This window comes from Nitrospirota bacterium (genome assembly GCA_015233895.1).
In the GTDB taxonomy this organism is placed as follows: Bacteria; Nitrospirota; Thermodesulfovibrionia; order Thermodesulfovibrionales; family Magnetobacteriaceae; genus Magnetomonas.
On the sequence record JADFXG010000003.1, the window covers coordinates 41,824 to 65,387 of the forward strand.

22 protein-coding genes are annotated in these 23,564 nt (G+C 42.7%); 7 read left to right on the top strand and 15 right to left on the bottom strand.

Features of this window, described 5'->3' with window-relative positions; translation table 11 throughout:
* Window positions 1–16 precede the first annotated feature (16 nt).
* The 8 genes from HQK88_03870 to HQK88_03905 all read right to left on the bottom strand — a co-directional run bounded on the left by HQK88_03870 (window position 17) and on the right by HQK88_03905 (window position 5,198).
* On the bottom strand, window positions 17–520 hold the full coding sequence (locus HQK88_03870; GenBank protein MBF0615940.1) for a flagellar protein FlgN: 504 nt from the start codon (window positions 518–520) through the stop codon (window positions 17–19).
* Window positions 517–801, bottom strand: a complete 285-nt coding sequence (gene flgM / locus HQK88_03875) for a flagellar biosynthesis anti-sigma factor FlgM (GenBank protein ID MBF0615941.1) — start codon at window positions 799–801, stop codon at window positions 517–519. Before flgM ends, HQK88_03870 begins: the two co-directional genes overlap by 4 nt.
* 76 nt (window positions 802–877) lie before the next feature.
* Window positions 878–1,192: a rod-binding protein gene (locus HQK88_03880; protein ID MBF0615942.1), complete on the bottom strand. Its 315-nt coding sequence runs from the start codon at window positions 1,190–1,192 to the stop codon at window positions 878–880.
* A 1-nt stretch (window position 1,193) separates the two neighbouring features.
* Window positions 1,194–2,300 (bottom strand): flagellar basal body P-ring protein FlgI, encoded by a 1,107-nt coding sequence (locus HQK88_03885; GenBank protein MBF0615943.1) that lies wholly within the window; start codon window positions 2,298–2,300, stop codon window positions 1,194–1,196.
* Window positions 2,301–2,311: 11 nt separating this feature from the next.
* Window positions 2,312–2,995: a flagellar basal body L-ring protein FlgH gene (locus HQK88_03890; protein MBF0615944.1), complete on the bottom strand. Its 684-nt coding sequence runs from the start codon at window positions 2,993–2,995 to the stop codon at window positions 2,312–2,314.
* A 19-nt stretch (window positions 2,996–3,014) separates the two neighbouring features.
* Window positions 3,015–3,647 carry a flagellar basal body P-ring formation protein FlgA gene (gene flgA, locus HQK88_03895; protein MBF0615945.1) on the bottom strand — a complete coding sequence of 211 codons (633 nt, stop codon included), beginning with the start codon at window positions 3,645–3,647 and terminating at the stop codon, window positions 3,015–3,017.
* Between the two features lie 6 nt (window positions 3,648–3,653).
* Window positions 3,654–4,442, bottom strand: coding sequence for a flagellar basal-body rod protein FlgG (gene flgG / locus HQK88_03900; GenBank protein ID MBF0615946.1), 789 nt, complete (start codon window positions 4,440–4,442; stop codon window positions 3,654–3,656).
* 45 nt (window positions 4,443–4,487) lie between these two features.
* Window positions 4,488–5,198, bottom strand: coding sequence for a flagellar hook-basal body protein (locus HQK88_03905; protein ID MBF0615947.1), 711 nt, complete (start codon window positions 5,196–5,198; stop codon window positions 4,488–4,490).
* A 228-nt stretch (window positions 5,199–5,426) separates the two neighbouring features.
* On the opposite strand from HQK88_03905, the gene HQK88_03910 reads away from it, so the two are divergent.
* The 6 genes from HQK88_03910 to HQK88_03935 all read left to right on the top strand — a co-directional run bounded on the left by HQK88_03910 (window position 5,427) and on the right by HQK88_03935 (window position 13,225).
* On the top strand, window positions 5,427–7,763 hold the full coding sequence (locus tag HQK88_03910; protein MBF0615948.1) for a PAS domain S-box protein: 2,337 nt from the start codon (window positions 5,427–5,429) through the stop codon (window positions 7,761–7,763).
* Window positions 7,764–7,908: 145 nt separating this feature from the next.
* A complete protein-coding gene (locus HQK88_03915) occupies window positions 7,909–8,130 on the top strand; it encodes a NifU family protein (GenBank protein ID MBF0615949.1) in 222 nt (73 codons plus the stop codon).
* Window positions 8,131–8,132: 2 nt separating this feature from the next.
* Complete coding sequence (locus tag HQK88_03920; protein MBF0615950.1) at window positions 8,133–9,953, top strand: N-acetylmuramoyl-L-alanine amidase; 1,821 nt, start codon at window positions 8,133–8,135, stop codon at window positions 9,951–9,953.
* Window positions 9,953–10,561, top strand: a complete 609-nt coding sequence (locus tag HQK88_03925) for a hypothetical protein (GenBank protein MBF0615951.1) — start codon at window positions 9,953–9,955, stop codon at window positions 10,559–10,561. Before HQK88_03920 ends, HQK88_03925 begins: the two co-directional genes overlap by 1 nt.
* 44 nt (window positions 10,562–10,605) lie before the next feature.
* Window positions 10,606–12,174, top strand: a complete 1,569-nt coding sequence (locus HQK88_03930) for a D-aminoacylase (protein MBF0615952.1) — start codon at window positions 10,606–10,608, stop codon at window positions 12,172–12,174.
* A 1-nt stretch (window position 12,175) separates the two neighbouring features.
* The gene (locus HQK88_03935) at window positions 12,176–13,225 is read left to right on the top strand and encodes an AI-2E family transporter (protein ID MBF0615953.1); all 1,050 of its coding nucleotides are present in this window, start codon (window positions 12,176–12,178) and stop codon (window positions 13,223–13,225) included.
* Between the two features lie 51 nt (window positions 13,226–13,276).
* On the opposite strand, the gene prfA is transcribed toward HQK88_03935, so the two are convergent.
* From prfA to HQK88_03970, 7 genes are all read right to left on the bottom strand, one after another.
* Entirely contained in the window at window positions 13,277–14,353 is a 1,077-nt protein-coding gene (prfA, locus tag HQK88_03940; GenBank protein MBF0615954.1) for a peptide chain release factor 1, read from the bottom strand.
* On the bottom strand, window positions 14,343–15,224 hold the full coding sequence (locus HQK88_03945; protein MBF0615955.1) for a DUF1385 domain-containing protein: 882 nt from the start codon (window positions 15,222–15,224) through the stop codon (window positions 14,343–14,345). Before HQK88_03945 ends, prfA begins: the two co-directional genes overlap by 11 nt.
* A gap of 12 nt (window positions 15,225–15,236) precedes the next feature.
* Window positions 15,237–15,443, bottom strand: coding sequence for a 50S ribosomal protein L31 (rpmE, locus tag HQK88_03950; GenBank protein MBF0615956.1), 207 nt, complete (start codon window positions 15,441–15,443; stop codon window positions 15,237–15,239).
* Window positions 15,444–15,794: 351 nt separating this feature from the next.
* Entirely contained in the window at window positions 15,795–16,772 is a 978-nt protein-coding gene (locus HQK88_03955) for a leucine-rich repeat domain-containing protein (GenBank protein ID MBF0615957.1), read from the bottom strand.
* Window positions 16,773–16,815: 43 nt separating this feature from the next.
* Window positions 16,816–17,349: a CinA family protein gene (locus tag HQK88_03960; GenBank protein ID MBF0615958.1), complete on the bottom strand. Its 534-nt coding sequence runs from the start codon at window positions 17,347–17,349 to the stop codon at window positions 16,816–16,818.
* On the bottom strand, window positions 17,346–18,968 hold the full coding sequence (locus HQK88_03965; GenBank protein ID MBF0615959.1) for a tetratricopeptide repeat protein: 1,623 nt from the start codon (window positions 18,966–18,968) through the stop codon (window positions 17,346–17,348). Before HQK88_03965 ends, HQK88_03960 begins: the two co-directional genes overlap by 4 nt.
* On the bottom strand, window positions 18,955–20,574 hold the full coding sequence (locus HQK88_03970; protein ID MBF0615960.1) for a glycosyltransferase family 39 protein: 1,620 nt from the start codon (window positions 20,572–20,574) through the stop codon (window positions 18,955–18,957). Before HQK88_03970 ends, HQK88_03965 begins: the two co-directional genes overlap by 14 nt.
* 216 nt (window positions 20,575–20,790) lie before the next feature.
* Between HQK88_03970 and napA the strand changes: the two genes are divergently transcribed.
* The gene (gene napA, locus HQK88_03975; GenBank protein ID MBF0615961.1) at window positions 20,791–23,562 is read left to right on the top strand and encodes a nitrate reductase catalytic subunit NapA; all 2,772 of its coding nucleotides are present in this window, start codon (window positions 20,791–20,793) and stop codon (window positions 23,560–23,562) included.
* Window positions 23,563–23,564: the final 2 nt, after the last annotated feature.

A 23,564-nucleotide genomic window follows, 5' to 3' on the forward strand; every position in this document is an offset into this window, starting at 1 on the left:
GGATGACAGACACTTCTCAGGCCTCCCTGGTTAGAAACATACCTGTCTTGTCTTTTTTAAGCTGTGCTGACCCCAGTGAATTAAGCAAGTTCAGGTTGTTTCTCACATAGCTAAGGGAACGGTCTATCAGTACCCTGTTGAAACTATTCAGTTCATCAAGGCTTTGAAGTAATGACTTTAAACTTGCACGTATCTCCATAAATTCGTTATCGGCGGTTAATTCAGCTAATTTTGCTAAATTAAAATCTGCAGGTGTTGTTGAGCCTGTAATTTGCTCTTTTAACTCAGGAGACCGAAGATATATTTCATTTGTAAGCCGTTTCACTAATCGTATTCGCTCATCCTCTAAAAGCCGTAACTTCAGTATTAACGTATCTTTTTCCTTAGAAAGCTGCTCAACTGCCTGTTCATTAAAATCAACAAGGCTCTCCCTCTCTCTGGTAAGAAGACTAAAAAGACTCCGATAGCCTTGTAACTGGCTGAGGAGAACCTTTTTTATGTCTGCCACATATTTTTTCACATCGCCTCTTGAAGCATCTTTGACGCTATGTTTTCAGGGGATACCTCATAAGTGCCGTCATTTATAGCACCGCTTACCGCTGCAACCTTTTCATCGCGGGTCTCTGGCAGCGTGGCTATGGTACCCTTAATATCCTCAATTGCGCGTCCCCGGTCCGATATATTGACCATATCGCTTGCGGCCCTGCCAGTACCGGTATTAGTGTCCTTTGACGTTCGGACTGCCTTTCTGCTGCCGGTTGCCTCAGTAGCATCAGGTGGTTTATTGCCGTAAATCTTCATCACATGCCTCCTGCACTCATTTTATCGTCCCCTCTTAATCCCGTTACCACTTTATCGGCACTTTGAGAGTTATTCTTTAGACATCCTCGTCTGTTTCGGTATTTTTTCCCTGAATTTCATTTTTCATATTAAGCTGCTTAACAATCATGTCTTGCAAACCAAGGCCTCTTTTGGCAAATTCGCGGGAAAGCTCAGTGTCAAACATTCCCATAAACACATCGCCACCTAAGCCTTTTCCAAACATTGGCTTTACTGTCTGTCTCATGGACTTTAGCATTTGCTCGATAAAGAGTGCCTCCATCTCGCAAGCTACGGTTTTAACCGACTTCCCGTCCTTTTTCCCCTTCAGCTGTTGTAACGCGCCGAAAGAATCCACCCCGCCTACCGGCATACTATATTATCTCCAAATCGGCCGTCAGTGAGCCGGATGCCTTCAACGACTGGAGTATGGCTATGAGATCACGCGGGGTAGCGCCAAGTTTATTCAAGGCTGCGACAATCTCACTGAGGGTTGAGCCGGTGATTTTTGTAAGTGCCACATTTTTATCTTTAATGTCTATAGCTGCCGCAGGTTGCACAACAGCTCCAGGTTCCATTTGTGGCGAAGGGAACTTCACCTCTATTGTTAAATCCCCGTGTGCTATTGCCACCGGGTGGAGCTTAACATTTTCGCCAATTATTACTGTCCCGGTTCGTTCATTTACAATGACTTTAGCTCTGTTGTCAGTGTTTGCGTCAAGGGATTCAAGTTGATTGACAAGCTCTACAACCCTGTTGGTATATTTGGGCGGAATCTTAACTTTCACCGAGGATGGGTCCGGGGTGGTGGCATAATTGCCGCCAAGAAAACCATTTATGGCATTCCTTATGTTTGAAGCCGTGGTAAAATCAGAATTTTTCAAATTAAAAGTAATATCCTCAGCATGAGCAAGGTCAAAGCCAAACTCCTTCTCAACGCTTGCACCGCTAGTGATAAGGCCAACGGTGGGGAAATTCTTAGTAACTGATGCGCCACTCTGGGCTGCCGTAAAGCCGCCGATTGATACGCTGCCCTGAGCCAGTGCATAGACTTTATTGTCAGGGCCTTGCAGAGGGGTCATCACAAGGGTGCCACCCTGAAGACTTTTAGCGTCCCCGATAGCTGACACATTTGCGTCCACCTTCATCCCGACTTTTGGAAAGGCTGGCAGAGCTGCCGTGACCATTACAGCAGCCACGTTTTTTGCAGTAATATCCGTGGATTTTATAGAAACCCCCATCCGATAGAGCATATTTACCATGCTCTGGAGCATGGGGCCTTTTTTGTCACCGCTGCCGTTTAAACCCACAACAAGGCCATAACCAACAAGTTGATTCTCCCGTATCCCTTTTACTGTGGTTATGTCTTTGACACGCTCAGCACACACTGTTGAGGCGGTAAGAAGGCTTATAGCCGCCATCAAAAGTGCTGCTATCGCCTGTTTTGCGCATCTTTTTGCTAATATATCCAAACCTGTCATCTTATCCTTCCTTAAAAGGGTGAAACCTTATTCCAAAGCCTTACCAGCCATCCCGGTGACTGCAGTTCTTGCAAGTAACCATCTCCTACCAGATACATCCTGGCATCAGCCACCTTTGAGCTTGCTACAGCGTTATTTGAGTCCACATCATCAGGCCTTATTATACCCTGAAGCACCAGAATTTTTCTTTCATAATTTATGGTAACCTCTTTTCTTGAATCAATTACGAGATTGCCGTTAGGAAGCACTTCTATAACTTTAGCCGCTATGGTAGCAGTGAATTTAGCATCTTGCTTGGTTTCGCCTTTGCCCGTGTAACTGTCTTTTGCAGAGGTATTAACCTGGCCACCGGAGCCTGCTCCACCAGTCAGGCCTAAAGTGGCGGATGTTAAATTAAAAAGACCCGTTACACCTTCATTTAAAGTTGAAGTCTTAGTCCCATCGGTTTCATCTTTATTATCTGCCGTTACGCTTTCTGAGATATTTATTGTTACAATGTCATTAAGCCGCTTTGCCTTTCTGTCCTCATAGAGGCTTGCCGTATCGGTGTACAAAGAGCCGTCCTGAGGACGTTTTTCTGAATCCCCGCCATAGTAGTACTTTGATGATTGAGTAGGGAGTTTACTGGCCGGCGATTGACAGCCATAGCTGGCCAAAAGTGAAAAGATTGCCATTATCATTAATAGTGTTTTCATATTCAGTGTTTCCATGTTTTTAGTTGTCCACAATTACAGTACGGCTGTCGATGACTTTGCCGAAGATTATTTTTTTAGATTTTGGGTTTGCAACTCTGATATACTGTCCCATAATGCCGTCTTCTTTCGCTATACCGCTCATGGTTATTGTAAATTTGTCAGCTTTGACCATCATAACAACCTCACGGCCTTTCTGAACAACCGGTGCTGTTTCAATAAGAGTGCTGGTAATAACCCGATTGGCTGGAATTGTGTGATTAACCATTTTCCCAACGATTAATGATGGATCAGTGATAGCGCCTGCAGGAATTCTTCTTATATCATACAGGGTTTTTGCAATATCGTCTAATGCAAGAACAGTGCCCTTTTTCAGAGGTCTCACATTAGCCATTACCCATGTACGTGCCGAAACATCCGCCTCGTAGTAATTGACGTCACCGGAGGAAAACTTCATTGCAAACATGGCTCTGCCTGGTATTGCACCGTTATATAAAACGACCTCAACAGGGGGCATATCGGGAAACTCTGCTGCAGGACTTACGCTTCTGACCTCCACATCAGGCCACGGATACACCTCCGTGACATAGGCCTTTACGGCATCCTCAGGGCTCCACACTGCCATAAGCATTGTTAAAATTAGAGTTGTCACCATGTCAAATTACCTCTTTAGATTATTAGCCGTCTGAAGCATCTCATCAGACGTTTGGATTGCTTTTGAGTTAAATTCATAAGCTCTCTGGGCAACTATCATGTTTACCATTTCATCAACTACATTAACGTTGCTGGTTTCCAAAAACCCCTGAGAAATCGAGCCAAAACCATTCTGTGAGGCAGTGCCCAAATCCACTGCTCCTGAGGCATCGGTCTCTTGATACAGATTTGAACCTATTGCCTTAAGACCTGCCGGGTTAACAAACCGTGCAAGCTCTATCTGTCCAATTTGGCTGTAGGTGGTCTGTGTGTTTTGAGTCACAGACACAATGCCGTCAGAGCTTATACTTAAGGCGGTAGTATCACTGGGAACGGTTATTTCCGGTTCAAGCGGGTAACCGGAATCGTTAACAATTTTACCATCCTTATCCAGTTTAAAGGCTCCCGAACGGGTGTATGAAATTGTGCCATCCGGCATTAGAATCTGAAAAAACCCTGTGCCATCAACTGAGAGATCCAGCTGATTCCCTGTATTTATAACATCCCCCTGCATAAATATTTTCCCAACTGCCACGGGCGCTACTCCAAGGCCTATTTGTTCACCGGTAGGCGATACCAATCCCTCTGCCGTTTGAGCGCCCGGGTTTATGATTGCCTGATACATCAAATCCTTAAACTCAGCCCGGCCTTTTTTGAAACCATACGTGTTTACATTAGCCAGGTTGTTTGATATTGTGTTAATATTGGTCTGCTGAGCAGTCATTCCCGTTGCCGCTATAAAAAGTGATCTTTGCATCCCCTGTGACCTCCTTATAAAAACCTATAAAGTATTAATAAGATGTTATATATTTGCCATGCCGGTAGTTACTTTACTGGTAGCTTCATCAAAAGACTGCATTACTTTCTGATGTGCCTCGTACTCTCTGTAGAGCTCTATCATGTTGACCATTTCCCGCACTATGTTGACATTTGACGTTTCAAGGTGGCCTTGCTCCACAGTTGAATTTGACGCAACAGGCGGCTCTTCTGAGGCAAAGGTGCTGTCGCCTTGTTTATAGACAGATGCCGGGTTTTCAAATTGCACAACCTGAAGCTTGTCTATTGATACGCCGTTTACTGAGACATTACCATCGCTGCTGATGTTGATATCCCCGTTAGGGATTCCAATAGGGCCGCTTGTGCCTTGAACAAGCCGTCCATCGGCAGTAGAAAGAAAACCCGCTGAGTTGACTTTAAAGTTACCGTTTCTTGTGTATTTGCCGCCGTCTAAAACAAAATAACCGGGCCCGTTTATGGCCGCGTCCAGTTGGTTGCCGGTGTGAATCAAGCCGCCCATTGAGCGGTCGGTATAAACTCCGGAGTGGTAGGTCATATCTCTTGCATCGTTGGGCTGTTCCATATCGTTTAACTCGGTAAGCAAAAAGTCTTTAAAGCCCATCCTGTCAAGTTTGTAACCATACGTGTTAGAGTTGGCTATGTTGTTGGAAACTAATTCCAACTCCTTCATTTTTGACACTGCCCCAGAGGCAGCTATATACATTCCTTTATACATTTTTCGTCGCTCTGTAAGTGTAAATTGCAAATACTATGCCAAATATATAACATCTTAATAATAAAGGTATTTTTGCTTTTTGCAGTTAATTCTAAGTCAGATTGACGGTACATTTTTTCTGAAAATGGGAAAAGTTTTCCGGAATATCAACATTGTGTTTATAATTTAGATTTATACTGATAATTTAGATTATAATATGCTATTAGGCAAGAGGAGGGAGTGGTATAAATGCAAAACATATTGATAGTTGATGATATGGTGGAAAATCTCCTTGTACTGGAAACTCTCCTTGATCAGGCAGACGTAAATATAGTAAGGGCGATAAATGGTAAAGAGGCGCTGTGGAAACTTCTAAGCGATGAGTTTGCCCTTTTAATACTTGACGTAAATATGCCTGAAATGAATGGCTTTGAGGTAGCAAACCTAATTAGAACCAACAAGAAAACCAGGACGCTCCCAATAATTTTTATAAGTGCTACAAACATAGATGAAGCATTTGTTTTTAAGGGTTATAATCTTGGTGCCGTAGATTATTTAGTAAAACCGGTCAACGATATAGTTTTAAAAAGTAAGGTAAGCGTATTTCTTAAACTTGACAAACAAAGGCGAATAATAATTGATCATTCTCAGCTACTGCGTAAAGCAAACGAGGAGTTACGGCTTCAAGGTGAAATTTTGGCTAACGTGTCAGAGGGTGTTATACTCATTAAAGCCTCAGATGGAACCATTGTGTTTACTAACCCAAAATTTGAGCAGATGTTCGGTTACAATGAGGGAGAGCTAATTGGCAGGAATATCTCTGTTGTTAATGCTCCCGGTGAGAAAACACCTGAGGAAACAGCAAGGGAAATTCAGGATTCATTGAACAGAAACAATGTCTGGCGTGGTGAACTGCGTAATATTAAAAAAACAGGTGAGATTTTTTGGTGTTATGCAACCGTTTCGACCTTTGACCACGCAAAGTACGGTAAAGTGTGGATAGCTGTACACAATGATATAACGCAAACTAAGAGAGCACAGGAGGAGGTAAAAACAGAGAGGGATAAACTTAAAAGAATAATGGAGAAAATGCAAGACGGCGTCATTATAACAAGCAAAGAATATGATATAGAGTACATTAATGACACCATATCAAAAGTGTTTGGTGATGTAAACGGACGTAAATGTTATGAGTATTTTCATAATGACACAAAGCCCTGCCAGCTGTGCAGAAGTGAAGAGGTGTTTTCAGGTAAAAGCATTGTCCGGGAGGCATATTCACCTGTAAGCAATAAAACATATTCGATCTTTGAGACCCATATTAATAATCTTGATGGAACATTGTCCAAGTTTGAAGTCTCTCACGATATTACGGATATTAAAAATGCTCAGGAGATAATGAAAAGAGAGCTGGATCTACAAAGCGCTATTGCAGAAGTATCAGGGGCATTATTATCTGCTGATAAAAGTATATATGATATAGCACAGATAGTGCACAAACAGGCTATGAAACTTACCTCAAGCGCTCACGGCTTTGTGTCCGAGGTTGATACAGAAACTGAGGAGGTCATAACACATGCTTTGAAAGGTTGTATTCCCTCCGGGCACATTCCATTGGAGAGGTTTCTTTCTACTCCTGCTGTGATTGGTGATACGCTTATTGGACAGATAGCTCTTGCTAACCCGGAGAAAGATTATACCGATGAGGATTTAAACATCATAAAACGTCTTGCAACAATTTATGCACTTGCAGTTGAGCGTAAACGAATTGAAGAGCAATTGAAAAACTTAAATAATCATCTTGGGGCAATGGTAGAGGAGGAGATCGAAAAAAGACGAACTCATGAGCAGATGCTGATTCAGCAGTCTAAGATGGCAGCCATGGGGGAAATGATAGGATTAATCGCCCACCAGTGGAAACAGCCGCTAAATGCTGTAGGATTAACGATACAGGATATAAGAGATACTTATGAGTACGATGAACTTAATGAACAATATCTCGATAAGTCAGTTGAATCCATGATGGCACAGTTAAGTTTCATGTCAAAGACGATAGATGATTTCAGGAATTTCTTTGTACCCTCAAAGTTAAAAGTCCGGTTTAATGTAAAGACAGCTATAGAGGAATTGCTGTCAATGTTTGCAAATATACTTATCAAAAACAATATAAAAGTTTCTGTGCAAACAGACAGCGATACGTTATTTAGTACTTTTGGCTATCCAAATGAATTTAAGCAGGTGGTGCTCAGTATTTTAAATAACTCAAGAGATGCAATTGCCGCCATAAAGACAAATGGCAGCGAAATCAAAGGTTGTATCACAATTAATATAGGTAACAACGAAGGCAAATCCAGGGTCATCGTTTTAATAGGAGACAACGGCGGAGGAATTGCCGATGATATTATAGGAAAAATTTTTGAGCCTTATTTTTCAACTAAAGAAACCGATGGCACAGGGATTGGGCTTTATATGTCAAAGACGATAATAGAGACAAATATGGGCGGCAGTTTAACAGTGCGTAATATCAGTGGCGGAGCGGAGTTTGTGATAAGTCTGGATGTTTATACGGTTGACCCCGGCAAATAGTTTTAGAATCAGGTAATTTCAATCCTCCTCAGGCCGTGTGCCGTAGTATCAGTTATATAATAAAGAAAACCACTGTGCTGACCGATAAGTGAGTATAGTTGCCTGATGATGGTTTTTATGCTAAAATTGAGTTAAGAGGTGTAAAATGGACAAAGATGCCATTGAAAAAGTCATAGGAAAAGTAAGAGAAGGGCTTAAACCTGAGGGCGGCGACATTGAGTTAATAAACGAAAAGGACGGGGTTTTATACGTCCGGTTAACCGGTTCCTGTGAGAGTTGTCCAATGTCGGGGTTAACTATGACAAACTGGGTAGAAAAAACGCTTTTAGAGGGACTTCCCGGATTAAAAGGTGTAAAGGCTGTCTGAGTATGCGCCGTTTACAGGTCGTTTCCCTTGTTGCTGTGTGTTTGCTCTTGTTAGTGCAAGCAGCAGCGGGGGCTAATGCCAAAAACGAAATTAAAGATGTACGGGTATTTTCTTCAAAACAATATACACGCGTAGTTATAGATCTGCTCACTACCCCTGTCTTTAAAGAAGGGGCTATCCCTGACGCTAAGAAAATTTACTTTGACCTGCAGGATGCCGTCCTGAGAGCAACGTCTGTGAAGTCTAAGGATGTATCTAATGCTGTCATTAAAAAGGTACGCTTAGGACAGTTTGACGCAACCACGGTAAGAATTGTTTTTGATCTCGACAACTACACTCAGCACAGGGTGTTTACCTTAACAGATCCTAACAGAATAATTATAGATGTATATGCTGCTAAGGAACAAACTGAACCTCTGCCTGCAGAGTCAAAATCAGGAGTCGAGGAAACCTCTGCAAAAAAAGACCAGCCATTAATTAAGGAAAAAACCAAAGCTAAGGAAAAAACCGAACCTTTGCCTTTTGAGGCTAAACCAGGCACCGATGGAACCGTTGCAAAAAAAGACCAGCCATTAGTTAAGGAAAAAACTAAAACTAAGGAAAAAACTGAACCTCTGCCCGCAGAGTCAAAATCAGGAGTCGAGGAAACCTCTGCAAAAAAAGACCAGCCATTAGTTAAGGAAAAAACTAAAACTAAGGAAAAAACTGAACCTCTGCCTTTTGAGGCAAAACCAGGCACCGAGGAAACCTCTGCAAAAAGAGACCAACCATTAGTTAAGGAAAAAACTAAAACAGGGGAGAAAGTTAAATCCGAGCAAAAGGCCAAACCAGAAGAGAAAGCTAAAGCTGAAGAGAAAGTTAAATCCGAGCCAAAAACCACAGATGAGGATGTGGCAAAAATTGAGGAAAAGGTCAAAGCTGAACTAAAGTCTAAACTTGAGGAAAAGCCTAAAAAATCTGACAAAGTTAAGACTGCCAGTCAAAAACACTCTGATAAGCCAAAGACATCTGTCAAAGATAAGGGGAAAAAGGGCAAGGACAGTGATATCGCAGTGCAGGAAATTGAGAAAAAAGTGGAGAGTGAGACTTTTACCCGTAAAAAGATAGTGATAGACCCTGGACATGGCGGCCATGACACCGGGGCCATAGGTGTAACCGGCCTTCAGGAAAAAGATGTTGTGTTAGAGGTAGCTAAAAAGACTGCCACTATTTTGAAAGAAAAATATATGTATGATGTAACCCTTACGCGCGATGATGACACGTTCATCTCCCTTGACGAAAGAGCCGCCATAGCAAATGGTAAAAATGCCGATTTGTTTGTCTCCATCCATGGCAATGCCAATAATTCCCCCTCGGTGCGAGGTTTAGAGACATACTTTCTCAACTTTTCTAACAGCGAGGAGTCAATGAAAGTAGCTGCCCGTGAAAACGACATCTCAGTAAAACGGATGAAAGAAGTGCAATCGGAACTGGGGCTTATTCTGGCCTCACTGGCACGTGAGACCAAACGTGATGAATCCCTCCGGCTTGCCCACTACTTACAAAACTCACTGTACACGTATCTGAGGAAAAAACATAAGGATATAGTGGATCATGGCGTAAGACAGGCGCTGTTTTACGTTTTAGTCGGTGCTAACATGCCCTCAGCCCTTGTTGAAATTTCATACCTTACAAACCCTGATGAGGAAAAGCGCCTGAAAACTGACCAGTACAAGGATGAAATAGCCGCCTCCCTTGCCGCAGGCATTAACAAGTACATGACCTCGCTGCCAGGAGCACCGGAGTATGCAAAGGCTGCCGGAGCCAAAAAGAGACTCAACTAATGATAAAAACCTGTTTTAAGCTCTCATTTTATTTATTATTCACTGTTTTAATTTTCACACTGTCTAATCTTAAGTTTTTTGTTGTATTAAGTGCAGTAGCCGGCTTACTCTGTCTGTTTTCTTCTGAAAAGCGCTATCGCGCGGGAGCTCTTCCCATAGGGTTGTTTCTTACCGCCACGTTTCTTAGTAACGCACTGTTTTCAGACGGATTATTAGTGGGCTCTTTCTTAGGAATATACGTATCTGAGGAGGGACTCAAACTTGCAATGCTGCGGACATCAAGAGTGTTTCTCATGATATTTGGCGCTAAGCTGCTTATGCTCTATGTAACAGCTGCAGAGCTCAGGGAGGCACTTGGTAAAATTCTGTCACCTCTTCGGAAACTAAAAATTCCGGTTGATGACTTTATGGAAATCCTCACTCTTACCATGCTTGCAGTTCCGCTTTTAAAGACCCACTTAGTGGAATCATTTAAGGCAAAAGACGCTCAAAATACAAACGGCAGCCTGATGGCTAAAGCCCGCACTGCTGCCTCATTACTGGTTCCCACACTGATAATGATTATAACCTCACCGGAGATAATTTTCAAAGAAACCAAGACCCTTTAGGGATTTTTCACTACATAATTAAAAGTAAGGAGACGCATAAGACTATGGAAGGTTTTGTGATTAAAAATGCACTTGTTTACGACGGTACGGGAACAGCTCCGGTAAGGGCTACAGTAGGAGTTAAAAACAGTAAAGTGTCGTTTGTCTCAGAGAGTTTTGTAAATAACGGGCTACATTCAATTGATGCAGAAAATATGGCACTGGCCCCAGGCTTTATTGATGTCCACAGCCACTCGGATTTCAGCATTTTTAATTACCCTGATGCAAAATCCAAGCTCCTGCAGGGAGTTACAACGGAGGTAAACGGTAACTGCGGCTTTTCTGCCTCCCCTATATTAAATGACGCCAAAACACAGATGGAAAAAGAGTTCACATCCTGCGGGATAGAAACGCGTTGGGAGAGCAGGGCTCAGTACACAAGTTCGCTGGCGGAGTTTCCAATTGGCTTAAACATTGCCACTTTGACAGGGCACGGTAACATAAGGGGCTCTGTAATGGGCTACGAAAACCGCAAACCAACCGGCGACGATCTCAATCAGATGGCCGATGCCTTAAAAGAACAAATCAACCTCGGATGCCGCGGAATGTCCACAGGGCTTATTTACCTTCCCGGGGCTTTTTCTGATAGCACCGAGATAATTGAAATAATAAAACGTTCCGGATTAAAAAATATAATTTATGCCTCACACATGAGAAGCGAGGGCGACAAGCTTCTTGAGTCTATAGAGGAAACCCTTGAAGTGGGACGGCAAACCGGAGTAAAGGTTCAAATTTCACATCTTAAAACATCCGGCAAGCGCAACTGGCATAAGATCGGGGATGTTATTAAGGCTATCAGGCAGGCCTCTGCAGATGGCATACGAGTGACCTGTGACCGCTATCCATACAGCGCCTCTCAAACCTCACTGGATGCCGTGCTTCCCTCGTGGATTTATGAGGGCGGTGATGAGGCTGAATTACAAAGGCTTAGAGACAAGCAGTATATCCTCCGCCTGAAAGAAGAATTGGCACACATTGTCAGTGATTTATCCTATTGGGACTCTGTTATGGTGTCAACAGTAAAAAGCGATAAGAATAAGTATATGGAGGGTAAGACAATTGGGGAGCTGTGCCGGATAAAACAGGAGAAACCGCTTGATTTTACTGTGGCACTTCTGATAGAGGAACAGTTAAAGGTGGATGCTATTTATTTTTCCTTAAGTGAGGATAACTTAAGGGAAATCCTTCAGCTTCCTAATTGTATGGTTGGCTCAGACAGTTCGTTAAAGTCAATGGATAGCACGGGGGGCGGCAAGCCGCATCCGAGGGGTTTTGGGAGTTTTCCCAGATACATAAGAAAGTATGTTTTAGATGAGGCCCTGATGCCGCTTGAGACAGGAATAAGAAAAATTACAGCCACCCCTGCTGAAACGTTTAATCTTAATGGGCGCGGAATAATAAGAGAGGGTGCTTACGCAGATTTAGTCATTTTTTCTGTATCGGACATAAAAGATTGCGCAACATATGAAGCACCTCATACACCTCCCTCAGGAATACGCTACGTGTTTGTTAACGGACAGATGGCTGTAAACGAAGGCGTCTTTACAGGAACAAAGGCTGGTATGATATTATAGCGTGGTACAGGTTAACAAATTTTATATAGTTTCCCTTGTAATTCTGATTTTAGTATTTGGGTTTCTGAGTTATCAGGTTATGGAGCCGTTTCTTACGGCCATAGCCTGGGCTCTGGTTTTAGGGATAGTGTTTTATCCGCTTTTTTTGTTAATAGGCAGGGTAGTTAAGTGGAGGATTGGGGCATCTCTGATAACACTTTTCATAATTGTTTTTATGATAGCAGGACCAATTTTTTACATGTTTATGCTGATGGGAAAAGAGGTCAAACTTCTTATTGAGTACTTAAACGATACCAACTACGAAAGCATTACCCATGTGTTTACACTAAGGCCTGTAACATGGTTTCTTGAGCATGTGCATGTTAAGCCGCCAAACAGCGATTTAGACATAAAAACTCTGATTAATGAAAACGTGGTAAAAATCGGGCAAAACATCATGCCTCACCTTACGTATGGAGTCAAAAATATTTTTATTGGGATTTTAAACTTTACGATAATGGTATTTACCTTGTTTTTCTTTTTCATAGACGGCCCGCGCTTTATAAATAAGATAATGGCACTCTTGCCTTTTTCCAAAAGCCACAGGGCACGGCTCTCCAAAGAGATAAAGGACATGGTCATATCGGCCATATACGGGGGCGTTGTAGTGTCGTTTTCACAGGGCATTGTGGCGGGGTTGGTATTCTATTTTTTGGATGTTAAAGCACCGGTGCTTTTGGGTACGTTTACAGTTTTGATGTCATTTATACCGGGCGGCGCTGTAGCAGTGTGGGGAGTGGTGGATATTATACTTTTCCTTAACGGCTCCTACACTCACGGGATTATACTTTTGCTTGCAGGCATTTTTGGCATTAGCATGATTGACAACATTGTCCGGCCGATAATTGTAAGCGGGAGAACTAATGTGCCGGTGTTGATTATATTTTTTGCAGTCATTGGAGGCATCAAAGAGTTTGGAATGGTTGGGATAATAATGGGCCCTCTGGTGCTTGTGCTGTTCGTATCGCTTGTTGAAATTTTCAGAACAATTGAAGAGGAAAACGCAACCTGACAAGAAAACAAAAGTAGGTTGTAAGGGACAGGTAAAAATTATTTAACGGGGTTAGGAAATGGTTGTTAACTCTTTAAGTTTAATGGCCTCATCCTGTGTGTTCAGAGCATCAACGATTTCGTCAATTGCGCCCTCAAGAATAAGGTTTAGCTTGTGCAGAGTCAGACCGATTCTGTGGTCTGTTACCCGGTTTTGCGGAAAATTGTAAGTTCTTATGCGTTCACTTCGGTCGCCTGTACCGACCTGAGATTTTCTGTTGTCAGCGCGTTCTTTCTCTATCTTTTCCAGCTCCATATCATAAAGCCTCGAACGGAGAACTTTCATCGCCCGTAATTTGTTTTTAAGCTGAGAACGCTCATCCTGGCACTGCACTGTTACACCTGTTGGGATGTGGACAATTCTGATTGCCGAATATGTGGTGTTGACTCCCTGGCCGCCTGGGCCTGAGGAGCAAAACGTATCGACTCTTAAATCCTTTTCATCAATCTTAAAATCTATCTCCTCAGCCTCCGGCAGCACTGCTACAGTGGCAGCCGAGGTGTGAATCCTGCCCGATGCCTCAGTCACCGGCACCCTTTGTACTCTGTGCACGCCGCTTTCGTATTTTAGGCGGCTATAAGCGCCCTTGCCAGATATTCCTGCAACCATCTCGCGGTTGCCGCCCAGTCCTGTCGGGTTAGAGTCTATAACGTCCACTTTCCAGTTCCTGCCCTCAGCGTAACGGCTGTACATTCTGAATAAATCTGTGACAAAGAGGGCTGCCTCCTCGCCGCCCGTGCCTGCCCGTATTTCAAGCACCACACTTCTTTCATCGCGTGGGTCCTTAGGCAACAGCATGAGTTTAAGATTATTTTCAAGCTCAGGCCTCTTTACCCTTAGCTCCTCTAATTCATCTTTAGCCAGTTCCTTGAAATCATCATCCGAAGCACTCCGAAGCACCTCCTCAGCCTCCTCTATATCAGAAAGCACCTTTTTATATTCCGTGATTTTTCCTACTATTGGCTCAAGATCGGAACACTCCTTTGAATACTTAAGGGAATCCTTGTGGGATGCCATCACCTCAGGCTCGGCAAGCTTACTGCGTAGCTCCTCATACCGTGTCTCTATGCTTTTAAGTTTATCGAGCATTAATCGCTCCGCCAGTTTCCGGCAGTACCTCTAAAAGAGCGCGCAGAGCTACCTCAACCTGTGAGTCATCAGGCTCCTTTGTTGTTATGCGCTGCAGAAGCAGCCCCGGTGCTATCAAAAACCGTATTAACGGATTTGAACTCATTTTAGCTGATAATCTGAGAGTTTCATAAGAAATTCCGGCTATCAACGGTATCATAACCACTCTTGAGGCAAATTTCATATAAAAACTCCACTCTTTTGGTATCAATGAGAAAATCAGTATGCTCATAATCATAACTATAAACAGAAAACTGGTGCCGCATCGAGGATGATGTGTGCCAAATGGCCGTATCTCATCGAGCGTCATACCGGTTTTTGCCTCATACGCAAAGATAACTTTGTGCTCGGCACCGTGATACTCAAAAATTCTGCGCATATCTTTCCACAAGCTGACACCATAGACATAGATGATGAAAAACACCACTCTTACCACTCCATCCACAGCGTTAAACACAAAGGAGCTGTCATTAACGGCTGGCACAAAAACTCCCATCGCTTTGGTCAGATACAAAGGGAGATAGAGAAACATCCCTATTGCAAGCACAAAAGCACTGACCATGGTAAGCAGCATAGACAGAGGTGAGATCGGTTTATCGTCACCCTCATAAGCCTTAGCGGCTGAGTACTCAATTGCCTTTATGCCAAGGACAAGGGACTGCAAAAGAGCCACAACCCCGCGTAGCACGGGCAATTTGAGGAGCTTTGGTAAAGGCTTAAGTTGCTCCTTCTTAACATGAATCTCCCCTTTAGGATCCCGCACGGCAACCGACCACAGATCCTTTGATTTCATCATCACGCCCTCAATAACAGCCTGACCGCCTATTTTCATATGTGTGTACCGCTATTTTTTTGTAGTTGCGTACTTCCTCCTGAATTTCTCCACACGCCCTTCGGCATCTACGATTTTTTGTTTACCTGTGTAAAACGGATGACAGGCGGAACAGATATCCACTGTTATTGTTGGCCGTGTTGACCTTGTCTCAAAAGTACTGCCACAGGCACACGCCACCTTCGCTACATTGTACTTCGGATGTATTCCTTCTTTCAACTTATTAATACCTCCACAAGAATTTTTCCAACCATTATTGTAACACATTTATTGTTAAAAGTAAATAAAAAGGGAAAGGACTCTGTCCTTTCCCTTAGACCCCTACCTGCAAGGGAGCCAGCTCCCTTGCAGGTAGGTTTTGTTGAAGCGATTTTTATATGTAGGGGCTGCCCCCTGTGGCTGCCCAGATTAAAGAATTTTTTAACCGGCGTTCCGCCGCTTAAAAAGTTTCAATGAGAGCTCCGCCCTCAAAACAGACGAGCAGATTAAAAAAATTTAATTACTAACTACTGTTCCGAAAGAAAATCCAGTAATGACCCAGTGGAAATGTTATTACCGCTGTATCTGGTATTATAACTCAAAATACTCTCTTATGGCATTAATGCCCTTTGTTGCTATCTCTATGGGCGGGGTTATAAGAGGGTTATCTTTGACGTTAAAATGTTTAAGGTTTTTAAGATTTCCAATCTCGGGGGGAAGCTGCGTTAGTTGGTTTCTACCAATATTAAGAATTTGCAAGTTAGTGAGGTTTCCAATTTCTGGAAAGAGCTGTCTTAGTTGGTTACTAGAAATAGAAAGCGTTTGCAAGTTAGTGAGGTTTCCAATTTCTGGAGAGAGTTGCCTTAGCTGGTTATTCTCTATCCAAAGTATTTTTAAGTTATTAAGATTTCCAATCTCGGTGGGCAGCTCATTTAGTTGGTTGTTATGAATATCAAGGTGTTGCAAGTTAGCGAGGTTTCCAATCTCAGGGGGAAGCTGCCTTAGTTGATTGTTATAAATATAAAGAAATTGCAAGTTAGTGAGGTTTCCAATTTCTGGAGAGAGTTGCCTTAGCTGGTTATTCTCTATCCAAAGTATTTTTAAGTTATTAAGATTTCCAATTTCGGGGGGCAGCTCATTTAGTTGGTTGTTATCAATATCAAGGTGTTGCAAGTTAGCGAGGTTTCCAATCTCAGGGGGAAGCTCATTTAGTTGGTTGTCAGAAATAGAAAGTGTTTGTAAGTTATTAAGATTTCCAATCTCAGGGGGAAGCTCATTTAGTTGGTTGTCAGATATAACAAGTGTTTGTAAGTTATTAAGATTTCCAAGCTCAGGGGAGAGCTGCGTTAGTTGGTTCTTAGATATAACAAGTGCTCGTAAGTTAATGAGTTTTCCTATCTCTAAGGGAAGCTGCTTTAGTCGGTTCTTAGAAATATCAAGAAATTGCAAGTTAATGAGTTTTCCTATCTCTGGTGGAAGGCTTGCGATTTCTTTATCTGATAAGTCTAACTCAGTTGCATTGTCTTCATATGCTTTATTGATTACTTCTAATAGTTCGTTTTCATTCATTTTTCCCAAGCCCCCTTAAATATAGTACTGTTATACCACGTTATTACGATCCAGACGTTGAGATGGTCTTTGACAGAATGCTCCTAAGCAGAAGTAGCGCTTTCTTTGCCGATTCAAATCGTACTCTTTCCCTGTCTCCCGGAAACTGGCAAGTCAGAACCTCCTCCTGTCCATTAGAACTTTTAACAGCAAAACATACCTGTCCGACCGGTTTTTCATTGCTGCCTCCGCCTGGACCGGCTACTCCAGTTACTGATACACTCAGGGATGCTCCCGTAAGCTCCATTACCCCTCTTACCATCTCAAGAGCGGTCTCAGAGCTTACTGCCCCGTGGTTTTTTAAAGTTTCGGATGAAACACCAAGCACCTTCTGCTTTAAGGCATTACTATAGGCAACAACTCCTCCCAAAAAAACCTGAGAGCTGCCGGATATGGCCGTTAAAAACCCTGCTATCATTCCTCCTGTGCATGACTCGGCTGTTGATATGGTGATTCCCTTTTTAAGCGCATCACTTATAATGTCGCTACAGAGCGCAATTACATTTTCTACCTCTTCTTTAGGTATGCCTGAAATCATTGTTTACCTCCAGATATTCTTCTCAGATTATTCATAGCTGATATATAATAAGGATCTATGGAAAGGGCTTTCTTAAAGTAAATCTCGGCACCTTTTATGTCTCCCTTTGACATAAGGATAACACCCAGTCCGTTATAAACGTAAGGGGAGTTGGGGCGCAAATTATCTGCAATGGTATAATTAAATATAGCTTCATCGAATTTTCCCATACGGACATACACATTGGCCAAATTTACGTATGCAGGAGGATAATTCCTCTCTATCAGGATTGATTTTGACAGCACTATTTCAGCCTCATCATACATTTTCCTTGTCATATAGGCTGCGCCAAGGTTACTGAGAGCTATGTAGTTATTGTGCGTCACCTCGATTGCGTGCTCAAAGAGCTTTATGTCAGTTTTCCAGAAACTAACCTGTTTGTGCGCTGTGAAGGTAAGAAATATGGTGATTCCTGCAAATACTGCTGCAACTATAATCTTTCGTACTTTGTCTGAAAATACAGGAACTGCCATAGCTGCCGCTAAAAAAAGTCCAACTGACGGGATATATGTGTATCTGTCAGCCATAGATTGCGATCCCACCTGCACAAGACCTATTACCGGCACAAGAGTACCTGCAAACCAAAACCAGCCTGTAAAAAATGCCGGCGCTTTTTTAGCATAAATTATAACTAATGCTGTCATAGTTACAAAAAATGAGATTGCTATTAAAGTCTTAACTATTGGCGCCGGACGCTCTATCGTGTATATGGCTGCCATGTTTGTTGGATACACCAGCTTTACGAAATATGACAAATACGCAATAAAGGCATTTTTTAGGCGATCATCAATCGGCAGGTATTCAAGCTTTGCCATAACTTCACCGGTGTTTTGAGCATAAAACGTCACAACGGAGAAAATGGCAGAAAGGACAAACATCGGAATTTTCTCGGTAACTAACGGTAAAAGCTGTTTAAACCCACGCTCAGATTGAAATCTCCGAAGAGGCCAATAATCAAGCAGCAACAGCGCAAATGGCAGCGTTACGGCCATAGGTTTTGACATCAGGGCAAACGCATACAGAGCCGTTGTAAGAACCAGAAACGCCCTCTTACGGCTCTGTGCATAATGGCTATAGGAAAGCATTGTCAGTATCCAGAAAAATCCGCAAAGCACGTCCTTTCGTTCAGCCACCCAGGCTACCGACTCAACGTGCATTGGGGTAACGGCAAACATCACAGAGACAAACGCTGCTCTCCACTGTGAAGCAAGGAGTTTGCTGAATAATATAAACAACAAAACGGCATTAAACAAGTGCAAGATCAGATTTGTGAAATGATGTCCTCCGGGTTTAAGTCCATACAGTTGCACATCAATCATATGCGTAATAAGGGTCAGCGGGAGCCAATTGTTGTCAACTATTGTGGTAAATGCCCACTTTATGTTTTCAACACTTAAGCCTTTCATTACATGGATATTCTGCGCCACGTACTTTGGGTCGTCATAGTTTATGAAATCAAAATCTTTTACCTGAATGTATATAAAAAGCGTAAGAGCAATTGTGGTTAGGACGATTATATCAGATACTTCAAGCGGAAACCACCTGTGTTTTGTTATTTGTACAGTTTCAGTGTTTTGCATTTTTGTTTCCCATTTCTTTTATTTTACTTTGTGCAGCCTCTAAATTTTCACGGGCTATGCTGAAATACGGATTTAAGTTAAGAGCCATTATAAAACTCCTCTTAGCATCCACTGCTTTTCCCTCTGCCATATAGGCCATACCCATCCCGTTTAACGCCGTATAAAGCAGCGGGTTTTTCTTTATCGCCTCGTTATAATAATAAATAGCGTCCGTAATATGGTTTTCGTTTAACAGTACGAATGCAAGGTTTATGTGAGATTGCACATAATCAGGGTTTATTCTTATAGCCTCACTGAGGTACTGTTTAGAAAGTGAAAAATTCCCCCTTAAAGCATAAGCTGTGCCAATGTTGTACAGTGCCACATAGTTACCCTGAGTAACCTGTGCAGCGTGTCCAAACAGTGTGAAATCATCTTTCCAGTAATGTACCTGTTTTTTAGAAACCACGCTAAAAATTATTACAACAAGGGTTATAGCTAAAAACAGCATAGCTGTTTGCCTGCTGGTTTTTGGTTTAGGGAGTGACATAGAGAGCATAATGAAAAGCCCAATGTACGGGATATAAGTGTATCTGTCTGCCATTGAATGAAGCCCTATCTGAACAACTCCTGCTACCGGAAACAGTGTGCCAAGATAAAATAACCAACCTGTCAAAAGCCACGGGGATTTTTTCACATTCTTTAGTGAAACTATAGTTACAATGGCTAATACTGCTACCGATAAAAGAACATGGCTGAGGGGAATGGCTTTTTGAAGCGGATACAGAGGTGAAAGGCCATGTGGGTAAAACATTATATAAACATATTTTACATACGTTACAATAGCATTTTTAAGCCTTAGGACAAGAGGGATCGCCTCAAAGGGTTCATCTGAGCCAATCTGAATCCTGTAGGTAATAAAACTCGATACAGCCGAGAAAATAAAAAATGGAATTTTCTCTGCAATAAGCCAAAATAACGATCTACCTTCATTAGCGGTGCTTGTGAAATTAAAGCGCCTGAGCGGCCAGAAATCAAACAGTAGAAGCACAAAAGGAAATGTGACAGCCATAGGTTTTGACATCAGTGACAGTACAAAAAAACACAGAGCACAAAGATATCTTTTAGTGTGGGGCTTTTTAGCATACAAAACATATGAAAGCAGGGCAAGCATCCAGAAAAGCGTACTCAGCACGTCCTTTCTTTCGGAAATCCATGCGACAGATTCCACATGCGCCGGGTGAACGGCAAACAGGGCTGCAGTAAAAGCGCTCGCAATTAAATTACCGGTCATTAGCTGCACAATTACAAAGAGAAGTATTGAGCTTGCTGTGTGGAGTATTATGTTTGTTATATGATGTCCGCCAATGTTGCTGCCATAGAGGGACACATCTGTCATGTGTGATATAAGAGTAAGCGGAAGCCAGTTGCTGTCAACAATTGCCGTAGCTACCCACATTAACGAATGGCGGTTCAAACCCGACAGAACAATACGGTTTTGGCTTACATAGAGGTTATCGTCATAGTCAACAAATCCAAAGTGCGTAGCCTCGGAATATATAATTAATATTGCCGTAATCAGAAAAAAGCAAACTGCTGTCTTAGTATAAACTGAGCGTTCCATCACTTATATTATCACTTTTCTAAGATCTATTAATTATACCAATTATTGGATACTTTCTTTTTTCGAAACCCTGACATTTTTAGATTAGCACTACAATAATAATAAAAAATTTTTAGATATTTTTTTTAGCTCAATTTATGATATTGTTTTTATGCAGGGGTTAGTAACTTAAGTCACGATGAAACGCCACAAAAAACAGCTATTGAAGGAGGTACAATAATGGCATTTTCAAGGAGAGAGTTTATAAAAAGAGCTGCTGCCGTGTTTGCTGCAACAACATGTGGTATAGCAGTGCCGGCTGAGCTTCTTGCTGAGGCAAAAAGCACGGAGGCTAAGTGGAAATGGGATAAAGCCGTGTGCCGCTTCTGTGGTACCGGATGCGGCATAATGGTAGCTGTAAGTAACGACAAGGTGGTAGCCGTCAAAGGTGATATCAATGCACCTGTTAACAAGGGATTAAACTGTATAAAGGGATACTTTAACGCAAAAATTATGTACGGAGCAGACAGGTTGTCGGAACCCCTTATGAGGATTAATGAAAAAGGACAGTTCGATAAAAAAGCCAATTTCAAACCGGTTACTTGGAAACGTGCCTTTGACGAAATGGAAACACAGTTTAAGAAGCACTACAACACGCTGGGGCCTGATGGTATCGCTATTTTTGGCTCCGGACAGTACACAATTATGGAGGGTGTGGCTGCGGTAAAACTGATTAAAGCAGGTTTCAGGAGTAATAACATAGACCCCAATGCACGCCACTGTATGGCATCAGCCGTGGTCGGCTTCATGCAGTCATTTGGAATTGACGAACCTGCCGGTAACTACGACGACATGCACCACGCTGATTCCATAGTCCTGTGGGGGGCAAACATGGCAGAAATGCACCCAATTTTATGGTCTAAAATAACCGATAGAAAATTAAGTGACAGAAAGAATATAAAGATTGTCAATCTCTCCACATATACAAACCGATGCTCAAATATTGCCGATCTGGAGATTATATTTAAGCCAAATACTGACCTTGCAATCTTAAACTATATAGCCAGAGAAATAGTGTACAACCACCCAGAGGCCATAGACCAGGAGTTTGTGAGTAATAACTGTGCTTTTGTAACCGGCCCGGTAGATATTGGCTATGGCATGAGAAACAACCCAAAGCATCCGTCGTTTGACCCTAAAGAGCAGGATACGGTTGCCAAAGAGGTATCCAAAGTAATTTCCGAAAATGAGGCGACAGCGCTTTCTGCTCTTGGTATAAAAGCAGGGGACACGATGGAGATGAAAAACACAAACAACGCTATGAAGCACTGGGTAATAAGTTTTGAGGATTTCAAAAAAGGCCTTGAACCATACACTCTCGACTATACGGCAAAACTTGCCAAGGGCAGGTCAGACGAATCACTGGAGGATTTTAAGAAAAAACTACAGGCATTGGTAAATATATATACGGAAAAAGGGGGAAAGGTCACAAGCTACTGGACGATGGGCTTTAACCAGCACATAAGGGGTTCATGGGTTAACGAGCAGATCTATACCGTACACCTGCTTTTAGGAAAGCAAGCGGCACCTGGTAACGGGGCATTTAGCCTTACCGGACAACCTAGCGCCTGCGGCACAGCCCGTGAGGTAGGCGTGTTCTGCCACAGGCTCCCTGCGGATATGGTTGTTGATAACCCAAAGCACAGGGAAAGAAGCGAAAAGCTTTGGAACATTCCCGATGGTACGCTTAATCCGGTAGTTGGATCACACTATACAAAAATAATGAGAGACCTCGAAGACGGTAAAATCAAATGGGCATGGGTTCAGGTAAATAACCCATGGCAAAATACCGCCAACGCAAACCACTGGATAAAGGCAGCCAGGGAGATGGATAACTTTATAGTGGTATCTGAGGCATATCCGGGCATATCGGCAAAGGTTGCCGACCTGATACTGCCCAGTGCCATGATTTTTGAAAAGTGGGGAGCCTATGGAAATGCAGAAAGAAGAACTCAGCATTGGAAGCAGCAGGTAACCCCTTACGGCAAATCCATGTCCGACACGTGGCAGTTAGTTGAGTTTTCAAAGAGGTTTAAGCTTGAAGATGTATGGAAAGAGCATAAGATAAATAAAGATGTGACACTTCCCGACGTTCTCTCAAAGGCCGCTGAGATGGGTTACAAAAAAACCGCCACTCTGTATGATGTGTTGTTTGCAAATAAGAAAGCCAGGCAGTTTAAGTGGCCTGACCCAGTAGGGAGAAACACTCTAAACTCCGAGGCTGCCGGAGATAAGAGAAACGTGGAAAACTTCAAAGGTTACGGGTTTTTCCTGCAGAAATACCTCTGGGAGGAGTACAGGTCCTTTGGCATAGGAGAGGGGCATGATCTGGCGGATTTCGACACATACCACAGGGTAAGAGGGCTTAAGTGGCCTGTTGTGGATGGAAAGGAAACGCAATGGAGATTTAATTCCGAGTATGATCCGTATGCCAAAAAGGCAAACAAGGGTAAGTTTGTATTTTACGGTAAAGCCTTTAAAAGCCTGCCATCGGGAGACCTTAAAGATGTTACATCGAAAGAGATGGTGGATTTAACAAATAAGGCTAAAATCTTCTTACGGTACTATATGGAGCCTCCGGAGATGCCCACTAAGGATTATCCTTTCTGGATGACCACAGGCAGAGTGCTTGAGCACTGGCACAGTGGAACCATGACCATGAGAGTACCAGAGCTGTATCGCGCTGTGCCGGAGGCCCTTTGCTTTATACATCAAAATGATGCAAAAAAAGTTGGTGTAAAAGACGGGGAGCTTCTGTGGATTGAATCCAGACGGGGCAAGGTTAAGGCACGGGTTGAAACCAGAGGCAGAAATAGTATGCCGGAGGGTATTGTGTTTGTGCCATGGTTTGACGAAAACGTGTTTATAAATAAGGTAACACTGGATGCCACATGCCCGCTTTCTAAGCAAACCGATTTTAAAAAGTGTGCGGTTAAACTATATAAAGCGTAAAC